Raw genomic sequence first — 26,938 nt, forward strand, 5'->3', positions numbered from 1 at the left:
CTTAAAATATAAAACGCCCGATGAAGTACACCAGGCGTTTTAATTAAAATACTGTCAACCTATATCAGGACGGGACACAGATATCTAATAGAATTAAAGAATAATATCTTTTAAGTTCGGATCTTTACGGTCTAAGTAGTGCGTAGACTTAATACGACGTACTGTACGCGATTTACCACGCACTAATAACGTCTCAGTCGTTGCTAAACGACCATCAACTGATACGCCTTCTACTAAGTCACCTTTAGTAATGCCGGTTGCAGAGAAGATAACATTATCGTTTTTCACTAGGTCTTCTAGTTTTAATACTTTGTTTACTTCAATACCTGCCGCTTCACAGCGAGCGACTTCTTCTTTACCGATTTTAATGTTCTCTTCCGATGGCTCTTTCACCATTGGACGAGGAATTAAACGTGCTTGCATATTACCGTCTAGTGCTCGTACAACTGCTGCTGAAATAACGCCTTCTGGCGCGCCACCAATACAGTACAACACATCTACCTGATTATCAGGCATACAAGCTAAAACAGAAATAGCAACATCACCATCAGGAATAGCAAATACACGAATACCCATGCCTTGCATATCTTTAATGATACGGTCATGGCGTGGTTTAGCTAGCGTCGCGACTGTTAATTCTGAAAGAGATTTACCTAATGCAAATGCAATTGCTTTCAGGTTTTGTTCAAGAGAGCGCTCTAAGTCGATAGCATCTTTAGCATTTGGACCTACAATTAGCTTTTCCATGTACATATCTGGTGCACGTAAGAAACTACCTTTTTCACCTACTGCTAATACAGCTAATGCATTTGACTGGCCCATTGCAGTCATACGTGTACCTTCAATTGGATCAACAGCGATATCTACTGCATCGCCAGTACCAGTACCAACATGCTCTCCAATATACAACATTGGTGCTTCATCAATTTCACCTTCACCAATCACAATCTCGCCATCTATATCAATTTGGTTGAATATCAAGCGCATTGCTTCAACTGCAGCACCATCTGCAGTATTTTTGTCACCTCGACCTAACCATTTGTAGCCAGCAAGTGCCGCGGCTTCCGTTACTCGAGAAAATTCTATTGCTAATTCGCGTCTCATTTTATGAGCTCCCAATTTTTAAATCTAATTAAAACAAAGTGTTATTAACAATAAAGTATTAATAACAGACCTTGCTCTTATGCATCTTTATTGACGATAATTTTTACAGCTTGTTTCAGTTTAAGCATTGCTTGTTCAATCAGCTCATCTGAAATATTTAAAGCAGGCGCAAAACGTAATACGTTAGCGCCTGCGACTAAGATTAATAGACCTTGTTCAGCAGCCCCTAAAAAGAAGGTTTTTGCTTGGTCTTGATATTGCTCATTTAATACCGCACCTAATAATAATCCAGCACCACGAACCTCTTTAAAAACTGAAAACTCTTGATTAATGGCTTCTAAATGCTGACGGATTAGCTGTTCTTTATGCTTAACACCATTCAACATTTCTGGTGTATTAATTAAATCGAATGCTTTACCTGCAACAGCGCAAGCTAAAGGGTTACCACCGAATGTAGTGCCATGCGTTCCTACTTTAAAGTGCTCTGCTAGGTTACTTTTTGTTAACATAGCAGCAATTGGAAAACCTGCACCTAACGCTTTTGCAGAAGTAACGATATCAGGTGTGATGCCTAATGCCATGTAAGCAAATAATTCACCTGTTCTGCCCATACCAGTTTGAACTTCATCGAAGATCATTAATGCATTGTGTTTATCACACAAAGCACGGACTCCTTGTGCAAAATCAGGAGAAATAGGTAAAACACCACCTTCACCTTGTAAAGGCTCTAAAATCACCGCACAGGTCTTATCTGAGATTGCTTGTTCAAGAGCAGTTAAGTCATTATATTCAAGGTGCGTAATATCTGCAGGCTTAGGACCAAAGCCGTCGGAGTATGCTGATTGTCCACCAGCCGTAACGGTGAAGAATGTACGTCCATGGAAGCCTTGATAAAACGCAATAATTTCAGTTTTATCACCGCCAGCTTGATCAAAGGCAACTCGACGAGCGAGCTTTAACGCAGCTTCATTTGCTTCTGCACCTGAGTTAGCAAAAAATACCTTTTCAGCGAAAGTGTTATCCACTAATTTTTGCGCCAAACTTAATACTGGTTCATTAGTATAGATATTACTAACATGCCATAATTTCTGAGCTTGCTCTGTTAATGCTGTAATTAGTTCTGGGTGCGCGTGGCCTAACGCATTAACAGCTATCCCACCGGTTAAATCAAGGTATTCATTATCTTGTTGATCCCACACTCGAGAACCTTCACCGCGTACAGGGATCATTTCTAACGGAGCATAGTTTGGCACCATAACTTGATCGAATAACGGACGGGTGATGTGAGTGTTTGACATAAAGAATTCCTTTAACAATTTAAAACAGTCATAAAATAGGGTTATTAAAGCTTAATATACGCACTTATTTCGACAATCCAATAGATTGCTCAATAAAATTATTCAGCAGCGTGAGCCCTTGTTCAGAGCGAATACTTTCAGGATGAAATTGTACCCCTTCTAATGCCATATGTTTATGACGAATTGCCATTATTTCTTGGCTTTCTATTACCCTAGCTGAAATATCAAAGCAATTAGGTAATGTATCTTCTTGCACAATCAAACTGTGATAGCGTGTTACGTTCAACGGGTTGGCTAAACCAGAGAAAACACCACGGTTATCATGATTAATTAATGAGTTCTTACCATGCATGACTTTATCTGCACGAATGACTTTTGCACCAAATACTTGAGCAATGCTTTGATGGCCAAGACAAACTCCTAGTATGGGTATTTCACCAGCAAAACGTTCTATCGTTGCTAATGAAACACCCGCTTCATTAGGCGTGCAAGGACCCGGTGAAATGACTATATGGTCGGGGTTTAAATCTGCAATTTCTTTTAAGTTAATTTGATCATTTCGCTTTATTATTACTTGTTGCTTTAGTTCTCCGAAGTACTGAACTAAGTTATAAGTAAAGGAATCATAGTTATCAATCATTAACAGCATAAATAGGGGCCACCTAAAACATAAAGATCCATTTTATCATTAGTCGCGTATCTAATCCTAATAACATTAAGGGGTATTAATGAGTCAACAAACTGAAACAAAACAAAAAGTATTGATTACTGGTGCGTCCGGTTTGATTGGAAGAGCATTAATACCTTTACTAACTTCTCAGGGTTACCAAGTATATACCTTGCAACGAACTGTAAGTGATACGGAACCTTATTGGCTGATAGATCAACAGAAAATAAACCTTAATTCAGCCCCTCAACCAGACATCATTATCCACTTAGCGGGTGAGAATATAGCTAATGGACGCTGGACTGAAAAAGTAAAACAAAAAATAACCGATAGCCGTGTCAAGTCAACGCAGTTAATTGTCGATTTTATTAATGATAGTGCAACTCCTCCAAGCCTGTTTATTTGTGCTTCTGCTATTGGCTTTTATGGTAATAGTGGCCAGCAACCCGTCAATGAAGAATCATCACAAGGCAATGAGTTTGTAAGCCAATTGGCAGCACAATGGGAACAAACTAGCCATCAAGTCAAAACAAGTAATACCAGAGTAGTTAATTTACGTACTGGGATTGTGTTAAACAAACAACAGGGAGCATTAGCTAAAATGCTACCGGCCTTCAAAATGGGTGTTGGTGGTAAAATTGGCAAAGGTGAGCAAATCATGAGTTGGATAGATTTAACTGATCAAGTTAATGCAATCTTATTCATTATACGTAATTCGAAATTAACAGGCCCAGTCAATTTGGTTTCTCCTCATCCAGTGACAAACCGAAACTTCTCTGTAATATTGGCCAATATATTAAACCGACCTTGTATATTACCTTTACCTGCATTTATGGTTAAATTACTGTTTGCTGAAATGGGTGAAGCGTTGTTACTTTCCAGTACTAATGTCCGTCCGACTAAGTTACTGGAAGCTGGATTTACTTTTCAATATGATTTATTAGAAGATAGTTTAAAGCATCAATTACGAGGTCAATAATTAGTATCTAGAGTAATACTTGTAATTAGATTTATTTAGAAGAGAGTTTTAATACTGCAGAAATAGGAAAGGGCAGCCGAAGCTGCCCTTATTTTAGTCTAATCTATCTAATCCGTGATAGTTGATGCTCCCTGCGTTACATCCTTTTGACTAATGCCATACTAGGCGTCCACTTCCCAAATCCTTTGGGCTCGTCCTTGTTACATCCTTATGAGATAAACTTCCTGTTTACCCGTCATCTCCCTTTCCTTAGGAGGTGTCCTTCTTTGCCATCCTGGCTTAATAACCACAATCCTAGTAGTCACTAATAACTTCATCCTGAAGTGTCCTGCTATCCATAATTATAAAACATCCTGTTTTATAAACTCTCATCCTGAGAGGTCCTAATTGCCATCCTAGCAATACATCGAGTCATTGTTTACATCCTGTAAAGCATTTCCCCTTTGCGAGATAAATAATACGACCTTTTCCTAAATAATAATGACCTAAGAAATAACTTTATCTATTGCATGGGAGAACAAAAAAAGAACAAAACATTAAATAACAGCAACTTAGATTAAAAATAATTGTATCAAAGAGTATTAAACTTGTTTTAAATAATGCAATGACCTCTATTGGCAATGGTCGATCTCTCACAAACTTAAAACGTCCATCAAAAGATTTATTACTTTAAAGTGAGCAGAAGTATAAAAATACAACACTTAGCTGGTGGATAAATGGTTAATCAGTAACTAAAAAATAAATGACAACGTTAAATAACCTATTTAACGCAATAAAAACAAAAAATCCCAGGCAATGCCTAGGATTTTATTTTAAATCTAATTTGTTAGTTTATTAGAAGTTGTAACGGATACCCGCGACTAAAGAATCTTCTTCTTCATCAATTTGATTAAATTGGTAAGTTACGTAAGTACGAATTGATTTGTTGAAACGGTACTGGCCTTCAACTGCGTAAAAGTCTTCTGTATCTACATCATCAATTTCTTGCTGTGCAATAATAGCGATCATACGAAATTGCTTAGTAAACTTATACTGCAGTGCAATTTCAATAGACGTCATATCTGAGATTTCATCAGCATCATTAAATGCATCACCTGTAGCGTATGAGGCCGCGCCGTAAAAACCACCTACAGAGTAAGCTGCTGCTAACGTTGTTTGAGTTTCATCAGTCTGTGCATCTGTATGTGCGAGACCTAAATCTAAACCGAAGTCACTAGAGTACAAAGCAGAAATGGCAACAGAGTCTTGGTCATTTTCATCAGAGCCAGTAAAGTTAGCTTGAACTGTTACAGAGTCGGCGAATGTACCTGAATATAAAAACGTTGTGTTTTCTTTATCAGATGAAGCATCAAATACTTGTTGGTAACCTGAATGTACAGAAGCAATATCAGTCATATCAGAAACTTGTACATTTGCAGTATCTTGGCGGCCGTAAGAGAAATCACCAATTGATGTACCAAAGCCAGCAAATAAGTAGCGGTTATCAACTGTCTCACCAGGTTCAATTTGGTACTCCATGTAGCCAAAACCCGTTAAGTTATCAGTAATTTTAGTTTTGCCGCCAAAGTTAATGCGAGCACGACTTTTATCTTCAACAGAACCATCACCAGTATCTTTAAACTCAGCACGTACTTCAGCACGACCACCAATTTTAAGTGTAGTATCGTCTTGATCATATACAGTTGCAGATTGAGCCGTTGCAGAAACAAGACCCGCCAAAATTGCTGTTGCTAATAGTGTTTTTTTCATGATTCATCCGTGTTTAGATTTCAAATAATATTTAAGGAATATAATTTTTGTTTTACAGCTTATTGCTGTTTACGGAGAAGCAGTCTAGGGATTGAATATGACAAAAATATTGCGGATATATTACATTTTAAAAACGATAAATTTCTTTATAGGAGCAATAGAAAAGGCCGGAAATAAAAAAGCCGCAATAAAGCGGCTTGATATAAAATGAAAAAGAATAAATTTATTTACCAATACAGAAACTAGAAAATATTCGCCCTAGAAGATCATCAGAGGTAAATTCTCCGGTAATTTCACTCAGATGCTGTTGGGTAAGGCGCAACTCCTCGGCAAGTAATTCACCAGCTTTGTATTCTTCTAATTGAATTTTGCCTTCTAAAAGATGTTTCTCAGCTTGATCAATTGCTTGCAAGTGGCGACGGCGAGCCATAAAACCACCTTCAGTATTACCTTGATATCCCATAATATCTTTTAAATGTTGTTTTAATGCATCAACACCTAGGCCTGTTTTTGCTGAAATACGATAGACAGGGTGGTTATCATGCTCTGTCATTTGCAATGATTCACCGGTTAAATCTGCCTTATTACGTACTACAGTTAAGCCAACATCAGCAGGTAACTTTTCGATAAAATCAGGCCAAATCTCATGTGGATTTTCGGCATCAGTAGTGGTTGCGTCTAACATAAATAAAATACGATCGGCATTTTCTATTTCTGCCCAAGCACGTTCAATACCAATACGTTCAACCTCATCAGCACCTTCACGCAAGCCAGCAGTATCGATAATATGTAAGGGCATACCATCAATATGGATATGTTCTCGCATTACATCACGAGTGGTACCTGCAATATCGGTTACAATCGCACTTTCTTTACCTACTAAGGTATTAAGTAAGCTAGATTTCCCGGCATTAGGGCGACCAGCGATCACCACTTTCATACCATCACGTAAAATAGCACCTTGTTTTGCCTGTTCTTTTACTGCATTAAGGTTATCAATTATTTTATATAAGTCTGTTGCAATTTTGCCATCACTTAGAAAGTCGACTTCCTCTTCAGGGAAATCAATAGAAGCTTCAACATAGATACGTAAGTAGATAAGGCTTTCTACTAATTCATTAATTTTATGTGAGAATTCACCCTGTAACGAATGTAATGCGCTTTTAGCGGCTTGCTCTGAACTCGCTTCTATTAAATCAGCAATAGCCTCTGCTTGCGCTAAATCGAGCTTATCATTCATAAATGCACGTTCGGAGAACTCACCTGGATTAGCACTACGTAGATTTTTAATGGTTAAAATAGCTTTGATCAACATATCCATAACCACAGGACCACCATGACCTTGTAGTTCGAGAACATCTTCACCAGTAAAGGAATTAGGGCCTTTAAAAAGTAATGCAATACCTTGGTCTAAGACTTGTTTATCTTGATCATAAAAAGGCAAGTATTCGGCATAACGAACTTTCGGTTTTTTACCTAAAATAATTTCTGCTACGGCTTCTGCATCTGGGCCAGAAACGCGCACAATGCCTACGCCGCCGCGCCCTGCCGCAGTTGCTTGAGCAACAATAGTATCAGTAGCTTTTATCATATTCTGTCCCTAATACCAATCACACTAGATTTAATACGACTGGTATAACTTAAAAGTGAAGCCAATAAAAAAGGCGACTATTATAGTCGCCTTTTATCAATGATTAAATAATAGAATTATTTCTTAGCACTTAAGCCGTTCTTTTCGAATTGACGATAAATAACGGTTTGTTGTACTAGTGTCACGATGTTACTCATTAACCAGTAAAGTACTAGACCAGCTGGGAACCATAAGAAGAAGAAGGTAAATACCACTGGCATAAACTTCATGATCTTCTGTTGCATTGGGTCTTGAACCGTTGCTGGAGACATTTTCTGGATAAAGAACATACTCACACCCATTAAGATAGGTAGGATGTAGTAAGGGTCTTGTACCGATAAATCTTGGATCCAGAACATAAATGGAGCATGACGTAACTCAACCGCTTCCATTAGTGACCAGTATAAAGCGATGAAGATAGGCATCTGTAATAAGATAGGGAAACAACCGCCTAATGGGTTTACTTTCTCTTCTTTGTACATTTCCATCATTGCTTTAGATACTTTCTGGCGATCTTCTCCGTAACGCTCACGTAGTGCTTGAATCTTAGGTTGTAAAAGACGCATTTTAGCCATTGACGTGTATTGTGCTTTTGTCAGTGGATATAAAAGACCTTTCACTGTGAATGTAATTAAGATGATTGCAACACCCCAGTTACCCACAATACCTTGGAAGAATAACAATAGTTTAAATAATGGTTGTGCCAACCACCATAACCAACCGTAATCAACAGTTAGGTCTAAGTTTTCACCCACTTGTGACATTTCATCTTGTAACTTAGGACCAATCCATAAATTAGTAGAGAATTTATCAGTGCTATTAGGTGCAATCGTTTTAATTGGTGATTTGAAACCAATCGTTGCATCTTTGTTTTGAATAACATTGGTGTATAAAACGTTGTTATCATCAGCATTAGGCACCCAAGCAGAAACAAAGTAGTGTTGTAGCATTGCTACCCAACCACCTTGAGTTGTTTCACTTAAGTTACGCTCAACCATATCGTCGAATGTGTATTTACTGTATTTAGTATCATCCGTTGAGAATGCACCACCACGATAAACTGGCATCATTAAATTAGTAGAATGTTCTTTTAACGACTCTTTTAATTGACCGTATAATTGAACATTTACATCACTTGCTGATTTATTTTCAATTGTGTAATCAACAGTTACGTTGTATTCGCCACGTTTTAAAGTAAATGTTTTAGTAAATACATTACCAGCTTGGTCTACGTAACGTAGTGCAGTAGATACAGAGTCTTCACCATCCGCAATGATGTTTTCTGTGTTAGCTGTGCTGTAGTAAGGACGACCTTTAGGGTTTGCATCAGGGCCTTGCTTACCGATTAATCCACTTTGTGCAATGTAGGTGAAGCCGTTAGCATTTTCTAATAAACGGAATGGAACACCAGAATCTAACTCGTCGTCATGGTCAAGTAGGTCAGCGACAATGACATCACCACCAACTAACGTAATTTCTAAACGTAATTGGTCATTTTCTAATACTGTTGTTGCATTAGTTGATGCTTGTGTTGGTACTTGTGCGACAACAGAAGAGTGATCTTCAGAAGAAGCTGGAATATCAGCGCTATGATTACTAGTCGATGGTACTGATGATTGTGAAGTGCTTTGTTCAGTCGTTTGCGCTGCAGCAACTGGCTGAGGGTTTTGCTCGGTAACCCATGCTTGATATAGCAAAAAGCTAACAAACAAAAGTGCGAGGAAAAGTAAATTGCGTTGTGATTCCATAACGTATTTGATCTCTAAGGTTTAGGTTTATTTTTAGTTGCGCAACAAGGAGGTACAGGATCATATCCTCCTTCATTAAAGGGATGGCATTTTACAAGACGACGAGCGGCTAGCCAACATCCTTTTATCATACCATGACTCTTAATGGCTGCTATCGCATAATGTGAACAACTTGGCGTAAAACGACAACGAGGTCCAAGAATGGGACTTATAACTAGCTGATAACCACGAATGAATTTAATTGCTATCCATTGCAACGCTGCACTAATTTTCGCCATAACTTATCTAATACCTTATGAAGTTCTTGATTTGATAAATCAGCAATACCAGCTTTAGCAACAACGACGATATCGATGTTAGGAAGCTCATGTTGTTGAAGACGGAAATGATCTCTTACTATGCGACGGATACGATTACGGCCTACGGCATGTTTAATATGCTTTTTAGGGATAGCCATACCAATACGGGGATGGTCAAAAGTATTTTTTCTAGCAAGAAGAGTTAGGTGCGGAGATACTGCTGGAATAGCATTTTTAAATACAGGTTGAAAATCTTCGGGAGTTAACAGACGTAACTCCCGAGAAAACGAATAATTCACCACGTCTGGTAAATTATGCGCTTAAGCTAGCGCGGCCTTTAGCACGACGACGAGCTAATACGGCACGACCGTTCTTAGTCGCCATACGAGTTCTAAAACCGTGTGAACGCTTACGCTTTGTGTTGCTTGGTTGAAAAGTACGTTTCATGCTCTTTTCCACTTATTGTTAAGTACTGTACAGTAGCTAATTTTTCCAATCTAGTAGTGCTTAATCACTTCGGAAAGTCATTAAACAATATTAATCGAAAGCGTCAGCCGATTAAAAAGAGAGCGAATTCTATTGATTGATCGACTAAAAGTCAATCAGAGATGCTTCTTTCTGGTAGATTAAATTCATTTTCTTTAGAATTAAATAATAAAGAAATAAATAGACACTACGAGCCAAACTCAAAAGTTAGGGTGGCGCGATTATATATAAGCGACACCAATTAGCAAGGATCTTCCGCGATCTTATAAATTAAGATTTGTAAATAGTTAAATAAGTATGTTGTGGATAAAGTTCTGTGCCATTGATTTTACCTAGTTATCTCCTTGTGGATGCTTTAACCATTGAATGAGAAAAATTTCAAGGATCTTTTTTTTCTTTTTGTTGCTTGATCTTATGGCATCATGACGATCTTATCGGTAGAATTATCCGCCCTAATGAATCTACTGGAGTTCCACAATGTCCCTGGCTATTTGGCAAGAATGTTTAGCACAATTAAAAGACGAGCTGTCAGCAGGAGACTTTAGTACTTGGTTACGCCCTTTACAGGCAGAATATGACAATAATGTTTTGTCATTATACTCGCCGAATAAATACACTAGTGAATGGGTACGTGAAAAGTACATGGATATCATTGAAACTAAATTGCAAACCTTAGCACATGAAGTTGATCCTAATCTCAGTATCAAAATACGTTTATTAGTCGGTACTGCTAATGCAGCGACAAATAATCCAACTGTTTCAAAAGCAGCACCAGTACAAAATACTAATCAGCCTTGGGAAGGTGAGTCGCCTTCTTTAAATATTGCTCACAAAAGCAATTTAATAAAAAAGTATACGTTTGATAACTTTGTTGAAGGTAAATCAAATAACTTTGCTATCGCGACAACTCAACAAATTGCAGAAAATCCAGGTGGTGTTTATAACCCACTATTTTTATATGCTCATCCCGGTTTAGGTAAAACGCATTTATTACATGCCGTAGGTAATGCGATTGTTTCAGAAAACCCAGAAAGTAAAGTAGTGTACATTCGCTCTGAACGTTTTGTACAAGATATGATCAATGCAATCCGTAACAATACCATTGAGCAGTTTAAAGAATATTACGCATCTCTTGATGCACTATTAATAGATGATATCCATTTCTTTGCGGGGAAAGAACGTTCACAAGAAGTCTTATTCCAAACATTCAATTCTATGTTAGATGGACACCAACAAGTTATTTTAACTAGTGACCGTTTTCCAAAAGAAATTGAAGGTATTGATGAGCGTCTACGTACTCGTTTTGGTTGGGGTTTATCTATTCCAATCGATCCACCAGAATTAGAAACGCGTGTTGCTATCTTAATCAGTAAAGCAGAAGAACGTGGCTTAACATTACCTGATGATGTTGCCTTCTTTATAGCTAAGCGTTTAACCATTACCGATGTACGAGTGTTGGAAGGGGCAATTGCCAATATCTCAGCTAAAGCACAATTTACAGGCCAAGATATTACCATCTCACTAGTGCAAGATGCGTTACGTGATATGCTAGCGGTTCATACCAAACAAACGACTGTTGATAATATTCAAAAAGTAGTTGCAGAGCATTACCGTATTAAGATTTCAGATATGTCTTCAAAACGACGTACTCGAACGGTTGCTCGTCCACGTCAAATAGCGATGGCGTTAGCAAAAGAATTAACACAACATAGTTTGCCTGAAATTGGTGAAGCTTTCGGTGGTCGTGACCATACAACGGTATTACACGCTTGTCGTAAAGTCGAAGAACTACGTCGTGAAAATAACGATATTCAAGAAGACTACAAAATACTTATCCGCACCTTATCGATGTAAAAAGGCTTATCTCATGAAGTTTACTATTTCCCGTGAAATACTATTAAGACCATTACAACTTGTGGTTGGCTCGGTTGCAGGTGGTCGCCCAGCATTACCGATCATGGGTAATATCCTGATTGAAGTAAAAGATAACTTTTTAAACTTAACAGGTACAGATTTAGAAGTTGAATTAATGGCTCAAATTCCATTAGAACAAGCTTCTGAAGAGGGCGCTATTACTGTGCCTGCACGTAAGCTATTAGATATATGTCGCGGTTTAGCAGATCCTTGTGAAGTCACTTTTGAAGTGAAAAATGAGCGAGTAACAGTACGCTCTGGTCGTAGTAGGTACTTACTATCAACTTTGCCATCAATTGATTTTCCAAATATTGAATCTTGGCAAAGCCTAATTGAATTAACCGTGCCGCAGAATGAGTTTAAAAAGCTTATTGAGTTCACTCAATTTGCAATGGCCAGTCAAGATGTTCGTTACTATCTAAATGGTATGTTTTTCGAAGTTTCTGGTAATAGTTTACGAAGTGTATCAACTGATGGGCATCGTTTAGCATCATGTGCTATTAACATTGATCAAACAATCGAAGAACAATCTGTAATTGTACCTCGCAAAGGTGTGTTAGAGCTTGTTAAACTACTCGATAAAGACCAAGCGAATGTCACCATTCAATTAGGTAAAAATAACTTACGTGCCGTGATTGATGGTTTTGTGTTTACTACTAAGCTTGTTGATGGACGTTTCCCTGATTACCGCCGTGTTATTCCACGTAATGGCGATAAAGAACTTATTTCTAGCCGTGAAACGCTTAAACAAGCATTTAGTCGTGCAGCTATTTTATCTAATGAAAAATTTCGTGGTGTACGTTTAACGCTGTCTGAAAATCTATTAAAAATTACGGCTAATAACCCAGAAAGAGAAGAAGCTGAAGAGTATATTGATGTCGATTATCAGTCTGCAGAATTAGAGATAGGCTTCAACGTAAGTTATGTATTAGATGTATTAAATACATTAAAAAGTGAACAAGTTAAAATAACATTTAGTACGTCAGATCACAGTGCATTGATTGAGTCCCTCGATAGTGATGACTCACTTTATGTTCTAATGCCGATGCGCTTGTAGTCTAATATCTTATCCAATAATGATATCGACATGAAGCCGATAACAATTACCGCTTATTACCTCACTCAGGAAACTGATTAATGTCATTACAGAAATTAATCATTAATCAGTTCCGTAATATCGACGCTGCTTCTCTGACTTTTAACGATAAAGTAAACCTGATCATTGGTGATAATGGCAGTGGGAAATCTTCTTTATTAGAAGCTATTTACTTTCTTGGTTTAGGGCGCTCTTTTCGCACTCATCTTACCAATCGAGTTATTCAATACGAGCAAACTCATTTCACAATTTACAGTGAAATTAATCATCAAAATCGTGTTTTCCCCATTGGACTACAAAAGTCTAAAGGCGGTGAAACTACCTTGAAAATTGATGGTCAAATAGCTAAGAAATTAGCGTCTTTAACGCAATACATTCCAATGCAATTAATCACGCCAGAAAGTTATACTTTGTTATCTGGTAGTCCTAAAAATCGTCGAGCCTACTTAGATTGGGGTGTTTTTTACCATGATCCAATGTTTTACAGTAACTGGGCTCGCATAAAGCGACTTTTAAAGCAAAGGAATGCCGCTTTAAAGCAATGTAACGCTTACAAAGAGCTTCAAGTATGGGATAATGAACTTTGTGTCTTGAGTGAGCAGATAAGCGCTCAGAGGGCTGATTATTTTGCAAAATTGCAGCCTCTAATCACACAAACTATTGCAGATTTTTTGCCTGAATTTACTATAGAAAGTAAATTCTTTTGTGGGTGGGATAAAAATAACAAACCGTTAGCTGAATATTTATACGATAACTTTCATCGAGATAAACAGTTAGGCTACACGAGTATCGGTCCACAAAAAGCCGACTTAAAATTAAAAATCAAAAGCTTACCTGTTGATGATGTATTATCAAGAGGGCAATTAAAGTTGCTTGTTTATGCATTACGTTTAGCACAAGGTTTATTTTTAAACGCTGTAGATAACAAACAATGTGTTTTTTTAATAGATGACTTTAGTTCAGAGCTAGATAAAAACAAACAAGCGGTATTAGCAAAACATATTAAAGAGTCTAGTGCTCAAGTATTTATCAGTGCCATTACTGAAAATGGAATTGATGATTTATTTACAGAACGCAGCCTGTTTCACGTGAAACAGGGAAAAATTACAGTAGAAAGGTGAAAGATTTATGGCTGAGAATAGTTATGATTCGTCAAGTATTAAAGTACTAAAAGGGTTAGATGCCGTTCGTAAACGCCCTGGCATGTATATCGGTGATACCGATGATGGTACCGGTCTACACCACATGGTTTTCGAAGTGTTAGATAACTCAATCGATGAAGCTTTGGCGGGTCACTGTAACGATATTATTTGTACTATTCACAGTGATGGTAGTGTATCTGTACGAGATGATGGCCGTGGTATCCCAGTAGATATCCATGAAGAAGAAGGTGTATCAGCAGCAGAAGTTATTATGACAGTTCTGCACGCAGGCGGTAAATTCGACGATAACTCTTATAAAGTATCAGGTGGTTTACACGGTGTTGGTGTTTCTGTAGTAAATGCTTTATCTGACAAATTACGTTTAACCATTAAACGTAGTGGGCATATTCATCAACAGTCGTACTCTCTTGGTGAGCCTGATGCACCAGTAGCAGTGATTGGCGATACAGATCAAACTGGAACAGAAATTCGTTTTTGGCCAAGCCCGTCTACATTCTCTAAAACGACGTTTAATTACGACATTTTAGCAAAACGTCTACGTGAACTATCTTTCTTAAACTCAGGCGTTTCAATAAAGTTAATTGATAAACGTGAAGATGATAAATCTGACCACTTCCATTATGAAGGTGGTATACAAGCATTTGTTGAATACTTAAATCAAAATAAAACACCTATTCATAATAAAGTATTTCATTTTAATACAGAGCATGAAGATGGCACAGCAGTTGAAGTTGCAATGCAGTGGAATGATGGTTTCCAAGAAAACATCTATTGTTTCACAAACAATATTCCACAACGTGATGGTGGCTCCCACTTAACAGGTTTCCGTGGTGCTCTAACTCGTACTTTAAACTCTTATATTGAAAAAGAATTAGCTAAAGTCAAAAATAATAAAAACAAAACGACGACTGAAGGTGGTGACTCTCGTGAAGGTTTAACGGCGGTTATTTCAGTGAAAGTACCTGATCCAAAATTCTCTTCACAAACAAAAGACCGTTTAGTGTCTTCAGAAGTACGTCCGATTGTTGAAGGTGCAATGAATGAACGCCTACAGGATTTCTTATTAGAAAACCCTAACGAAGCTAAAATCATTGTTAACAAAATTGTTGATGCAGCAAGAGCTCGTGAAGCAGCGCGTAAAGCCCGTGATATGACGCGTCGTAAAGGTGCATTAGATTTAGCAGGTTTGCCAGGTAAACTAGCAGATTGCCAAGAGAAAGACCCAGCGCTTTCTGAACTATACATAGTGGAAGGGGACTCGGCTGGCGGAAGTGCGAAACAAGGCCGATCTCGCAAAAACCAAGCTATCTTGCCACTTAAAGGTAAAATCTTAAACGTTGAAAAAGCGCGTTTTGATAAGATGTTATCTTCACAGGAAGTAGCAACACTGATCACCGCACTTGGTTGTGGTATTGGTCGTGATGAATATAACCCAGAAAAAACGCGTTACCATCGTATCATTATCATGACCGATGCCGACGTGGATGGTTCTCACATCCGTACACTATTGTTGACTTTCTTCTATCGCCAAATGCCTGAACTGATCGAAAATGGTTTCATCTACATCGCTCAGCCTCCTTTATACAAAGTGAAAAGAGGTAAGCAGGAAACTTACATTAAAGATGATCCAGCATTACAAGCTTACTTAACATCATTAGCAATGGATGGTGCATCTTTACATGTAAATAATGAATCTCCAGGTATTTCTGGTGTTGCGCTACAAGGTATGATCGATCGCTACCGTAACGCTCAGGATACAATTGTAAGGCTTTCTCGTCGTTACCCTAACGTTGTCCTTGATAAGTTAATTTATCGTCCAGAATTAACTTCTGAAGGCTTAGCTAAGTCTGATGTAGTGACGCCTTGGGTTGAAGAAATTGTTGAAGTATTAAACCGTGAAGAGTTAGAAGGGACTATCTACAAAGCAGAAATTGCTAAATCAGATAATGAAATCTCTAACAAGATTATCTTCACTGTACGTAAACATGGTGTTGATGCTGTGTACACTTTTGATGAAGAATTCTTTGGCTCAGTTGAATACAAGTCATTAGTAACATTAGGTGCAGAAATCCAAAATCTACTGGAAGAAGGCGCTTATATTCAACGTGGTGAACGTACTAAACAAATTGATAACTTTATCGAAGCGGTTAACTGGTTAATGCATGAGTCTAAACGTGGTTTATATATCCAACGTTATAAAGGACTAGGAGAGATGAACCCAAGTCAATTATGGGAAACAACCATGGATCCTAATACACGTCACATGCTACAGGTTACTGTTGAAGATGCGGTAGGTGCAGATCAATTATTCACTACATTAATGGGTGATCATGTAGAACCTAGACGTGAATTCATTGAAAAGAACGCATTACGTGTAGGTAATATCGATATTTAATTATATTAATAACGATGAAATATTAGAAAAATCCAGCTTATTTAGCTGGATTTTTTTGACTAAAATTTAGAAAATAATACCCAATTTTAGATATCTAGAAATATAACTGCCACATTCTATAATTACTATGCGTTGTCGAATTATCTAAAGAGCGCAATATGTCTATTAATCTACTTACTAAAATAATATCAGCCTGCATTGTTTCACTATTAATACTAATTACAGGATTCGTTGTTTGGGCTTGGCAGGAAATTGATAAACCCTATCAAATTAACCAGTCTTACCACGCAATAAAGTCCACATTAAAAGATGATATTGCACTTTCTTTGGAACAATATTTAGGAACAGGTGATACGCAAAAATTATTAAAAGCAGAAAATAAGTTAGATACTTTTAAAGAAACAAAAATAACCTGGCTTGATGCAACACAACAAAATGCCATTGTTCTGAGAGTTAAAGATTTAGATATAGCTATTGCAGAAGCAAGGGAAGCGGGAAAATTAGCAGCGACACCGGATATTTTGTTAATCAATAATGAAACAGAGCGTCAGGGATATATTACTGACTTGCGGCGTTTGGTAGAAAAGTCAGATGTAAATTTAGTGATTAAACAAGATTACTACCGAACTTTATTAGACATAAATCAGCACTTACATAAATTAGCGATATTAAGACAAAGTTATGTTGAGCAAAAAAGTGAAACGATTAAAAGTAACCTTATTGAGCAAAACGGCCATATTTCAAAACTACTATCAACTTTGAATCAGTTACCAAGCCTTAAACTATTTTATACGGAAGCGGTTGATGAGTTTAGCTTTGAACAACCTGAAACCATCGACTTAACTCAAGAGTCAATTGATGAATTAAATAGTTTAAGCAAACGCTACCCAAAAGAATTAACCAACACTAAAACAATACTTTTATCAGTTATTAATAGCCGCATTAACTTAAGTACTAAACTAAACATTTTAATCGATACCTTTACAGCTTATTCCAGTGTGGTTGATCAACAAAAACAAGCCATCACTGATAAAGTTCGTTTAATTGGCGCCTCTACTTTAATACTGTTTTTATTAATGGTGACCTTATCAGCCAGTTTACAATTTAAAACATTACAGTTTATTCGTAGGTTACTGCCTTTTTTTGATTCATTAACAGAAGGTGACTTTGGCAGCCCGCTCAATATTAAAAGTCGTTTCTCAGAGTTTAAGATCGTTAATACGCGCTGTCTTCGTTTACAGGTCTATTTAAAAGAGCTCACAGGCTCTCTACAGTCACAATCTGAACAAGCGTTGAGTGCTAGTAACTTATTACAAAAACGTGCTAGACAAGCTGAGCAGAGCAGTCAGAAACAGCATCAACAAACAGAACAGGTTAATATTTCTATTATTGCTTTATCCGACTCATTTAATGATATTTCCAACAATGCTGCAGACACCAGTCAACATAGTGACAAAGCTGTTCAGTTAATGAAGAAAGCAGATCTTGCATTAGCCAATGAAGTGCAGAAGACCAAACAACTATCTGACAATATTCTTTCACTGAGTAAAATAGTAAAAAAATTAACCGCAGATACCTACTCCATTAATAATGTATTAGAGGTGATCAACAACGTCTCTAGTCAAACTAATTTGCTTGCACTTAATGCAGCTATTGAAGCTGCTCGTGCTGGCGAACAAGGAAGGGGCTTTGCAGTTGTCGCTGATGAAGTAAGAGCGTTAGCAATTCGTACCTCTAGTTCAACAGAAGAAATACAACACATTATTAATGAATTGGTAGAAACAGCACAACAAGCGAATGAGCTTGTTTTACAACAAAGCGATGCGGCCATTGATTGTGCAAAGCATAGTTTAGAAGCTCAACAACAATTAAAATCAGTCTCTAATATCATTAACGATATTTACCAGTTTAATAATTCCATCGCTGCCACCACAGAAGAACAAGCAACCACCATAGAACAAATCGTCGGTAATGCCTCTACAATAAAACAGCATGCCCAACAGGTGAGTGCGAATTTACAAGATATTAACCAATCAAGTGAAGTAATTGAAAATATTAGTGAAGTATTAAATCAGTTGATCACGCAATTAAAACGCTAAATGTTAGAGGAAAATAAAAAAGAAAGGCTTAAATAAAGTGTGTTTCACGTGAAACACACTTCAATATTCAATTAGAAACTAATCAGCTTACGCATAAAGTTCATTAACTAAGTCAGCTAAAATAGTAATACCACGTTCTACTACTTCACTATCTTGTGCATAGTTAAGTCGAATGCATTCATTAGTATGTGGCCAATCTTGATCTAAACCAGGGAAGAAGTAGTGTCCTGATACAACAATTAACCCTTTATCTTTTAGTCGTTGATAAAGTTCATGTGAAGTAATAGGTAAGTCTTTAAACCAAAGCCACAGGAATAATGCACCTTCAGATTTATGAATCCTAAAGTTCTCACTGTGAATTTTTTCAGTTAATAATTTAATAGCTACTTCAGATTTATGTTTATAGAAAGGACGAATAACCTGATCACTTAACTCTATAATCTCTTTGCTTTCAACTAATGGCAACGCAATTTCAGGACCAATACCACCTGGGGAAAGCGCCATAATACCTGATAAATTAGACATCGCTTTAATCACTTCTGGATTAGCAATGACGATCCCACAGCGTGCACCTGGTAAACCAAACTTAGATAAGCTTAAGCATAAAATAGTATTTAGGTTGAAGTGAGGTTTTACCTCTTCATAGATAATATTTGGAAAAGGAGTGCCATAAGCATTATCAATAATCAGGGGAATATTATGTTGTTTAGCTAGCTTATCTAACTTTTCAATCTCTGTATCGGTTAATACATTACCCGTTGGGTTAGTAGGTCTAGAAACACAAATAGCGCCAATATCATCTGTGATATTCAATGCATCAAAATCAACGTGGTACTTAAATTGTTGGTTTGGTAGTTCTGTTATCTTAGGACGAACAGCAACAAATGTATCTTCAGAGACGCTTGCATCTGCATAACCAATATACTCTGGAGCAAGAGGAAATAATATTTTACGTTTTTTACCCTGTGAAAAATCACCTGCTAATAGATTGAAAAGGTAGAAAAACGCATTTTGGCTACCATTCGTTAACATGATATTGTCAGTAGATAAATTCCAATCATATAGTTCATTGAATAATTCTACCAATGCATTAATAAATGCATCTTTACCTTGAGGTCCATCATAATTTCCAAGAGTATCCATTAGTTTCCCTTGGTCTAATAACTCTTGCATTAAGTTAGTTAGTCGCTGATGAATTGATGGAATGGTTGCGGGATTTCCACCACCTAACATTAAAATATCATCGCCGCCTTTTACACCTTTATTTAAATCGTCCATCAATTCATTGATGCCAGAATGCTGTGTAAATTTGTTTCCAAAAGTTGAATAGGGCATTTATAACAATCCTAAATATAAATTTTAATTATGCAGTTTTAAAAGAATTTGTTTCACGTGAAACCTAATTTTGTATTTTTACTACTGTTCTTATAAGCAATATAAAAGCGTTATCTTTAATATTTATCTCTTTATTTTATCCTACTGATCAATATAAATAGAGCGAATATTCATAAATATAGAGAAGAATAAATAATACCAATCACACTAATTAACTGATCTATTTTACTTGTTAAAATAATTGGTATGAGGTTTTAAATGATGAGAGCCATTATGAAATAGATAATGGCTCTCATCAAAAGCTCAAATCAAAGAAGCAAAAATTGTCTAAACCTGTTTCACGTGAAACAAAAAAGCTCAGTAAAAACTGAGCTTTTTAGTTGATATTAATGTTTTATTATTACGATAAATTACAAAACAGAAACATCAGCAACTTGTAAGAACAAGTTACGTAAACGATTTAAAAGAGCTAAACGGTTGTTTTTTACAGCCGAATCGTCCGCCATCACCATCACGTTATCGAAAAAAGCGTCTACAGGCGATTTTAAGCTAGCCAATTCAAACAAGGCAGACTCGTAGTCTCCGCTTTCAAATAAAGGGCTTAGCTTGCTTTCTAGAGCCTCTAAAATTTCAGAAAGTGCTTTTTCAGCGTCTTCTTGCAGTAGATTTGCATCAATTTTACTGTTAATTTCATCATTTACCTTAGCAAGAATATTACTAATACGTTTATTTGCAGCTGCAATTGGTGCCGCTTCAGGTAAAGTTTGGAACTTAGCGACTGCTTTAATACGTTTTTCGAAGTCAACCGGTTTAGTAGGGCGACGCTCTAAAACAGACTGAATCAGTTCAACTGAATATCCACCAGCTTGATAAGTTGCACGGAAGCGACCAAACAAGAAATCAACAACATCATTAACTACGTTGTCATTAGTTAATTTGTCAGCATATTGGACTTTAGCAATTTCAACTAGATCAACGATATCTAAGTCTAACTGTTTATCAGTGATGATACGTAATAAACCGATAGCAGCACGACGCAAGGCAAACGGGTCTTTATCGCCTTTTGGTGCTTGACCAATACCAAAGATACCTACTAATGTATCTAGCTTATCGGCTAAAGATACAGCACAAGCAACTAACGAAGTTGGTAGTTTATCACCCGCAAAACGTGGCAAATATTGCTCGTTTAATGCAACAGCAACATCTTCATGTTCGCCGTCAAAACGTGCGTAATACATACCCATTACACCTTGAACGTCAGGGAATTCCATTACCATTTCAGACATTAAATCTGCTTTAGATAATAGACCTGCACGTTGTGCATGCTCGGTATTAGCGTCGATTTTAGCCGCAACTTTTGCAGCAACTTCACTGATACGCTCAGATTTTTCTTTCAATGTACCCAATTGTTTTTGAAATAGTACAGTTGATAAAGAAGCTAAACGACTTTCTAATGTTTTCTTTTTATCTGTTTCAAAGAAGAATTCTGCATCAGCTAAACGTGGGCGAACAACTTTTTCATTACCTGAAATAACTTGTTTAGGGTCACGACTAACAATGTTAGAAACAAAGATAAAGCGAGGTAATAAATTGCCTTCTTTATCTAATACTGGGAAGTATTTCTGATTGTCTTTCATTGTGTAGATAAGTGCTTCAGAAGGAACGGCTAAGAACTTCTCTTCAAATGAACCTACTAGTGTAACAGGCCATTCAACTAATGACGTTACTTCTTCTAATAGCTCTTCATCGATCGCAGCAATGCCATTTTCATGTGCTGCAACGGCTTCAACTTGCTCACGAATAATCGCTTTACGACGCTCATAATCAACAATTACTTTACCTGAATCATCTAAGAGAGACTGGTAATCATCAGCATGGTTTATCGTTAATTCAGCTTCACCTAAGAAACGGTGGCCTCGGATAACTCTATCAGAAGCAACACCTAACAATTCACCTTGTATTAGCTTGCTACCGAATAGCATAGTAACTGTATGCACAGGACGGATAAATTGTGTACTTTCACTTCCCCAACGCATTGGTTTAGGGATTGGTAATTTGCTTAAAGCAGTTGCGGCGATGCCAGGGATTAATTCGCTGACCTCTTGACCTTTGACCGCTGATTTAAACAGTAGCCATTCACCTTTGTCAGTTACTAAACGTTCAGCTTGTTCAACACTAATACCGTTAGAGCGTGCCCAACCCTGCGCTGCTTTAGTCGCAACACCTGCGTCATCAAAAGCAACATTCACTGCTGGACCACGTTTTTCTACTATTTTGTCAGCTTGAGCTGCCACTAAGTTAGTAACCACTACGGCTAAACGTCTTGGAGAAGCTAACCAATCAACTTTATCAAACAACAATTCAGCTTTAACTAATTCTGCTTCAACATTACTAGCAAATGATTCAGCAAGTTTACGAAGTGATTTCGGTGGTAACTCTTCAGTACCCAACTCAATCAATAAATTTTCATGTGACATTAAACTTGCCTCTATTTATCTAAATTTTTACAAAGTGGGAAACCAAGCGCTTCACGTTTCGCGTAATAAGCTTCAGCAACTGCTTTTGAAAGCGAACGTACACGTAGAATATAACGTTGACGTTCAGTTACCGAGATCGCATGGCGTGCATCTAACAAGTTAAACACATGCGATGCTTTCATTACTTGCTCATAAGCTGGCAGTGGTAAACCTACTTCAATTAACTTTTGGCTATCTTTTTCACATTGGTCAAACTGTACAAAAAGTGCATCGACATCAGCATGTTCAAAGTTATAAGTTGATTGTTCAACTTCATTTTGGTGGAAAATATCACCATAGGTCACTTTGCCCATCGGTCCGTCAGTCCATACTAGGTCATAAATACTATCAACCCCTTGGATATACATAGCTAAACGCTCTAAACCATAAGTAATTTCACCAGTGACAGGAGAACATTCAAGTCCACCCACTTGTTGGAAGTAAGTAAACTGTGTCACTTCCATACCGTTTAGCCAAATTTCCCAGCCTAAACCCCAGGCACCTAAAGTTGGTGATTCCCAGTTATCTTCTACAAAACGGATATCGTGAATCGACGTATCAATGCCAATTTCTTCTAACGATTGTAAGTATAATTCTTGAATATTTTTCGGAGATGGTTTTAACACAACCTGAAATTGATAGTAGTGTTGTAAGCGGTTAGGGTTTTCACCGTAACGACCATCTGTAGGACGACGACATGGTTGAACGTAAGCACTACTCATTGGCTCAGGACCAATTGAACGTAAGAATGTTTGAGGGTGGAACGTACCAGCTCCAACTTCCATATCGAGTGGTTGCACAATCGCACAACCTTGACGAGCCCAGAAGTCTTGCAAAGCAAGAATTAGCCCTTGGAATGTTTTTGTATCGAATTTTTGCATGATTTAGGCTTCGAGTTAATTAGAAAATATAAAATTTATTATACCCATTTGACGACAATTATACCAATGACAATCAACCACATCGCTTAACTTGGCAAGTCAAGACTTAAAATTTTGGTCACATAAAACATCTGCTGTGAACACCTTAGGTATTTATAAATTAATATCAGTAAAACGGATAAATGAATATGCTATATTTTCGTTAATCCCTAATAGATAATCAGCCATTAATAAATATGCCTATAAAACTACAAGAATCTGACCTGTATTTACCCATCAAGCATTTTTTGAGCAATTTAGGCTACCAGGTGAAAGGGGAAATAAAAGATTGCGATATCGTCGCGATAAAAGAGCAAGAAATGATAATTATTGAATTAAAATTAACTTTAAATATTACTCTTTTATTACAAGCAGTCGAGCGATTTACACTTTCTGATAATGTATATATTGCAATTCCTAAACAAGCCACGATTTATAAAAATAAACAGAAACAACTTAAAAAACTGATCGCTCGTTTAGGGCTAGGTTTAATTATCGTAGATATACAAAAAACACAGCAGTATGTAGAAATAATTAATGACCCTAAAGACTACATTCCCAAAAAGAATAAACGTAAGCAAAAAGCTTTATTAAAAGAGTTTAATTCTCGCCAGGGAGATACGCAAAAGGGGGGATCAACAAATAAAAATGCAGGGCTAACAGCTTACAGACAACGTGCAATTCGTATCGCTGAATATCTATTACAATCTTCTCCAGCATCAGGAGCATCAATTAATAAAGCCATTGACGAACCACAAGCAACACAGTTTCTATATAACAATCATTATGGTTGGTTTGATAAAGTGCAACGTGGTTTATACACTTTGTCGGAAAAAGGAAAAGCAGAATTAATCGACTGGCAAGAAAAGAAAATTGTAATCAATTAAATGATTAATAAAAATAAATTAATTATTTAACACAGATTTTTTTTGTGATATCTTGCGTGCAGTTGACAATACATTGATTGTTAATATACATATATAATACAAGGACTCATTATGAAATCTATCGCTAAATTCGCTGTTGCTGCTGTTGCCGTTGTTCTTCTTGCTGGTTGTACTGGTACTACTTACAACAGTGCTAAAGACTGTTCAATGGACTACCTACTAGTTCCACAACTATCTATTCCAGCTGCTATTGGTGCATGTGGTGAATAATCTTTAATATCTTTTTGATATTAAAATAAAGCGTAACTCCTAGAGTGCGCTTTAATTTTTTTAATTTATACCTTTTCCCTTCTAATAATTAACTTCACTTTCAGATTTATCCCTTTGCATAACTCAATCCAAACTATATTTGAATAATACCGATTACATTAAATATGCGGTTCTAAATTTTGCGCTAAAAAATCAAGACGTCAATGACCATTCACTTTACGAAATTTATAACGAAGAAATAAGATGTTTACTGTGATTGCTATTACACCAACAATCCAATCTTTCACTACACCTTCTCAATTTAATACCAATTATATTAAATAAGTGATCTAAATTTTACGCAGGAAAAATGACTGAGTTCAAGGCGTAATTTAAGTTAAGTAGTTGTTCTACTTCCGAAAATTACAACGAAGAAATAAGTTATTTTAACAAGTAAAATAGATCAGTTAATTAGTGTGATTGGTATAAGCTCTGATACTCGAAAAATAAGCAAAAAAAAGGCGACCTATAGGCCGCCTTTTTAATGAAAGTGTAAATATCTATTTACGTGTTAACTTAATAGCACGTAACTGAGCAACTGCTTGCGCAAGTTGAGCTGTTACTAATGCAAAGTCAATATCCTTATTAGGATTAGACATTTGCGCTTCAGCAGCACGTTTAGCTTCTTCTGCTTTCGCTTGGTCAAGATCTTGACCACGAATCGCAGTATCAGCTAAAACGGTAACGCCACCTGGCTGTACTTCAAGAAAACCGCCTGAGATATAAATGACTTCTTCGCCACCATCTTGTTTCACTAATTGAACCATTCCTGGTTTAATTGGCGTCAATAATGGTGTGTGACCAGGCATTACACCTAATTCACCTTCTTGACCAGATACTGATAAGTGCGCAACTAATCCTGAAAACAGTGATTTTTCTGCACTTACAACATCTAAATGTGTGGTCATTGCCTTAGCCATAGTTACCTCCAGCTATTACATTTTTTTAGCGTTTTCGACAGCTTCTTCAATTGCACCTACGTATAGGAACGCTTGCTCAGGAATGTCGTCGTATTCACCAGCGATTAAACCTTTAAAGCCAGCTAATGTGTCTTTAAGTGGTACGTAAATACCTGGGTCACCTGTAAATACTTCTGCTACGTGGTAAGGCTGAGTTAAGAATTTCTCAACTTTACGTGCACGAGATACAATTTGCTTATCTTCTTCAGAAAGCTCATCCATACCTAGGATAGCAATGATATCTTTCAGCTCTTTATAACGCTGTAAAATACCTTGAACACCACGAGCAATATCGTAATGCTCTTGACCAACAACTAAAGGATCAAGTTGACGAGAAGTTGAATCTAACGGGTCAATCGCAGGGTAAAGACCCATAGATGCGATATTACGGTTAAGTACAACAGTTGCGTCTAAGTGAGCAAAGGTTGTTGCCGGAGATGGATCCGTTAAATCATCTGCAGGTACGTATACCGCTTGGATAGATGTAATCGAACCAACTTTAGTAGATGTAATACGCTCTTGTAAAACACCCATCTCTTCAGCAAGTGTAGGCTGGTAACCAACGGCTGATGGCATACGGCCTAGTAGTGCTGATACTTCTGTTCCCGCTAGCGTGTAACGGTAGATGTTATCAACAAATAAAAGTACGTCTTTACCTTCATCACGGAAACGCTCAGCCATAGTAAGACCAGTTAGGGCAACACGTAAACGGTTTCCTGGTGGCTCATTCATTTGACCGTAAACCATTGCTACTTTTGATTCTTCAGGTTTTTCAACGTTTACAACGCCTGCTTCCTGCATCTCATGGTAGAAATCGTTACCTTCACGAGTACGCTCACCAACACCAGCAAAAACAGACAAACCTGAATGTTTAAGTGCGATGTTATTGATAAGTTCCATCATGTTTACTGTTTTACCAACACCAGCACCACCGAATAGGCCGATTTTACCACCTTTTGCGAATGGGCAGATTAAGTCGATAACTTTAATACCAACTTCTAGTGTTTCAGCTGATGCCGACTGCTCTTCATAAGAAGGTGCTGCACGGTGGATCTCGTATTGTTCTTCAGATACAACTGGACCACATTCATCAATAGGCTCACCCAATACATTCATAATACGGCCTAATGTAGCCGTACCAACAGGTACTGTGATTGCTTGTTTAGTATCAGTAACTTCTAAACCACGACTTAAACCTTCTGAAGCACCCATTGCGATACAACGTACTACGCCGCCGCCAATTTGTTGCTGTACTTCCATTGTAAGGTTCTTTTCAGTCACGATCAGTGCACTGTATATATTCGGTACGCTATCTTGTGGGAATTCAACATCCACAACAGCACCGATAATCTGTACGATTTTACCTGAACTCATTTCTGATCCTC

The 26,938-nt window shown here is 37.2% G+C and carries 22 protein-coding genes; 8 read left to right on the plus strand and 14 right to left on the minus strand.

The window, feature by feature from the left end:
• Positions 1–93: 93 nt before the first annotated feature.
• From glpX to V5290_RS16290, 3 genes are all read right to left on the minus strand, one after another.
• Positions 94–1,104 carry a class II fructose-bisphosphatase gene (gene glpX, locus V5290_RS16280; protein ID WP_333388205.1) on the minus strand — a complete coding sequence of 337 codons (1,011 nt, stop codon included), beginning with the start codon at positions 1,102–1,104 and terminating at the stop codon, positions 94–96.
• A gap of 77 nt (positions 1,105–1,181) precedes the next feature.
• Positions 1,182–2,402, minus strand: coding sequence for an aspartate aminotransferase family protein (locus V5290_RS16285; RefSeq protein ID WP_333388208.1), 1,221 nt, complete (start codon positions 2,400–2,402; stop codon positions 1,182–1,184).
• Between the two features lie 64 nt (positions 2,403–2,466).
• Complete coding sequence (locus V5290_RS16290) at positions 2,467–3,051, minus strand: aminodeoxychorismate/anthranilate synthase component II (protein ID WP_333388210.1); 585 nt, start codon at positions 3,049–3,051, stop codon at positions 2,467–2,469.
• Positions 3,052–3,130: 79 nt separating this feature from the next.
• Between V5290_RS16290 and V5290_RS16295 the strand changes: the two genes are divergently transcribed.
• The gene (locus tag V5290_RS16295; protein WP_333388213.1) at positions 3,131–4,048 is read left to right on the plus strand and encodes a TIGR01777 family oxidoreductase; all 918 of its coding nucleotides are present in this window, start codon (positions 3,131–3,133) and stop codon (positions 4,046–4,048) included.
• A gap of 834 nt (positions 4,049–4,882) precedes the next feature.
• Here V5290_RS16295 and V5290_RS16300 read toward each other — a convergent pair.
• From V5290_RS16300 to rpmH, 6 genes are all read right to left on the minus strand, one after another.
• Positions 4,883–5,797, minus strand: a complete 915-nt coding sequence (locus tag V5290_RS16300; RefSeq protein ID WP_333388215.1) for a porin — start codon at positions 5,795–5,797, stop codon at positions 4,883–4,885.
• Between the two features lie 223 nt (positions 5,798–6,020).
• On the minus strand, positions 6,021–7,388 hold the full coding sequence (mnmE, locus tag V5290_RS16305; RefSeq protein ID WP_333388219.1) for a tRNA uridine-5-carboxymethylaminomethyl(34) synthesis GTPase MnmE: 1,368 nt from the start codon (positions 7,386–7,388) through the stop codon (positions 6,021–6,023).
• A gap of 116 nt (positions 7,389–7,504) precedes the next feature.
• On the minus strand, positions 7,505–9,175 hold the full coding sequence (gene yidC / locus V5290_RS16310; RefSeq protein ID WP_333388222.1) for a membrane protein insertase YidC: 1,671 nt from the start codon (positions 9,173–9,175) through the stop codon (positions 7,505–7,507).
• Between the two features lie 14 nt (positions 9,176–9,189).
• The gene (gene yidD / locus V5290_RS16315) at positions 9,190–9,453 is read right to left on the minus strand and encodes a membrane protein insertion efficiency factor YidD (protein ID WP_113819718.1); all 264 of its coding nucleotides are present in this window, start codon (positions 9,451–9,453) and stop codon (positions 9,190–9,192) included.
• On the minus strand, positions 9,420–9,776 hold the full coding sequence (gene rnpA / locus V5290_RS16320; RefSeq protein WP_333388225.1) for a ribonuclease P protein component: 357 nt from the start codon (positions 9,774–9,776) through the stop codon (positions 9,420–9,422). The genes yidD and rnpA overlap by 34 nt, the downstream gene beginning before the upstream one ends.
• 10 nt (positions 9,777–9,786) lie before the next feature.
• Complete coding sequence (gene rpmH, locus V5290_RS16325; RefSeq protein ID WP_084605455.1) at positions 9,787–9,921, minus strand: 50S ribosomal protein L34; 135 nt, start codon at positions 9,919–9,921, stop codon at positions 9,787–9,789.
• Positions 9,922–10,437: 516 nt separating this feature from the next.
• Between rpmH and dnaA the strand changes: the two genes are divergently transcribed.
• The 5 genes from dnaA (at position 10,438) to V5290_RS16350 (ending at position 18,627) form a co-directional block, all read left to right on the plus strand.
• Positions 10,438–11,814 (plus strand): chromosomal replication initiator protein DnaA, encoded by a 1,377-nt coding sequence (dnaA, locus tag V5290_RS16330; RefSeq protein WP_333388231.1) that lies wholly within the window; start codon positions 10,438–10,440, stop codon positions 11,812–11,814.
• A gap of 13 nt (positions 11,815–11,827) precedes the next feature.
• Complete coding sequence (gene dnaN, locus V5290_RS16335; RefSeq protein WP_333388234.1) at positions 11,828–12,931, plus strand: DNA polymerase III subunit beta; 1,104 nt, start codon at positions 11,828–11,830, stop codon at positions 12,929–12,931.
• 80 nt (positions 12,932–13,011) lie between these two features.
• A complete protein-coding gene (gene recF, locus V5290_RS16340) occupies positions 13,012–14,091 on the plus strand; it encodes a DNA replication/repair protein RecF (RefSeq protein ID WP_333388237.1) in 1,080 nt (359 codons plus the stop codon).
• Positions 14,092–14,098: 7 nt separating this feature from the next.
• Positions 14,099–16,528 (plus strand): DNA topoisomerase (ATP-hydrolyzing) subunit B, encoded by a 2,430-nt coding sequence (gene gyrB / locus V5290_RS16345; protein ID WP_333388240.1) that lies wholly within the window; start codon positions 14,099–14,101, stop codon positions 16,526–16,528.
• Between the two features lie 158 nt (positions 16,529–16,686).
• Positions 16,687–18,627, plus strand: a complete 1,941-nt coding sequence (locus tag V5290_RS16350; RefSeq protein ID WP_333388243.1) for a methyl-accepting chemotaxis protein — start codon at positions 16,687–16,689, stop codon at positions 18,625–18,627.
• An 87-nt stretch (positions 18,628–18,714) separates the two neighbouring features.
• Here V5290_RS16350 and V5290_RS16355 read toward each other — a convergent pair whose 3' ends face one another.
• The 3 genes from V5290_RS16355 to glyQ all read right to left on the minus strand — a co-directional run bounded on the left by V5290_RS16355 (position 18,715) and on the right by glyQ (position 23,359).
• A complete protein-coding gene (locus tag V5290_RS16355; protein ID WP_333388246.1) occupies positions 18,715–19,962 on the minus strand; it encodes a valine--pyruvate transaminase in 1,248 nt (415 codons plus the stop codon).
• A 410-nt stretch (positions 19,963–20,372) separates the two neighbouring features.
• The gene (gene glyS / locus V5290_RS16360; RefSeq protein WP_333388248.1) at positions 20,373–22,439 is read right to left on the minus strand and encodes a glycine--tRNA ligase subunit beta; all 2,067 of its coding nucleotides are present in this window, start codon (positions 22,437–22,439) and stop codon (positions 20,373–20,375) included.
• A gap of 11 nt (positions 22,440–22,450) precedes the next feature.
• Positions 22,451–23,359: a glycine--tRNA ligase subunit alpha gene (gene glyQ, locus V5290_RS16365; protein ID WP_333388251.1), complete on the minus strand. Its 909-nt coding sequence runs from the start codon at positions 23,357–23,359 to the stop codon at positions 22,451–22,453.
• A 359-nt stretch (positions 23,360–23,718) separates the two neighbouring features.
• Between glyQ and V5290_RS16370 the strand changes: the two genes are divergently transcribed.
• The gene (locus V5290_RS16370; RefSeq protein ID WP_333388254.1) at positions 23,719–24,285 is read left to right on the plus strand and encodes a DUF2161 domain-containing phosphodiesterase; all 567 of its coding nucleotides are present in this window, start codon (positions 23,719–23,721) and stop codon (positions 24,283–24,285) included.
• Between the two features lie 111 nt (positions 24,286–24,396).
• Positions 24,397–24,555, plus strand: a complete 159-nt coding sequence (locus tag V5290_RS16375; RefSeq protein ID WP_113819609.1) for a DUF4223 family protein — start codon at positions 24,397–24,399, stop codon at positions 24,553–24,555.
• Between the two features lie 539 nt (positions 24,556–25,094).
• On the opposite strand, the gene V5290_RS16380 is transcribed toward V5290_RS16375, so the two are convergent.
• Together V5290_RS16380 and atpD are read right to left on the minus strand one after the other, a co-directional pair.
• Positions 25,095–25,514: a F0F1 ATP synthase subunit epsilon gene (locus tag V5290_RS16380; RefSeq protein WP_333388259.1), complete on the minus strand. Its 420-nt coding sequence runs from the start codon at positions 25,512–25,514 to the stop codon at positions 25,095–25,097.
• A 15-nt stretch (positions 25,515–25,529) separates the two neighbouring features.
• On the minus strand, positions 25,530–26,927 hold the full coding sequence (atpD, locus tag V5290_RS16385; RefSeq protein ID WP_333388261.1) for a F0F1 ATP synthase subunit beta: 1,398 nt from the start codon (positions 26,925–26,927) through the stop codon (positions 25,530–25,532).
• Positions 26,928–26,938 lie beyond the last annotated feature (11 nt).

The organism is Psychromonas arctica, from assembly GCF_036697365.1.
In the GTDB taxonomy this organism is placed as follows: domain Bacteria; phylum Pseudomonadota; class Gammaproteobacteria; order Enterobacterales; family Psychromonadaceae; genus Psychromonas; species Psychromonas arctica_A.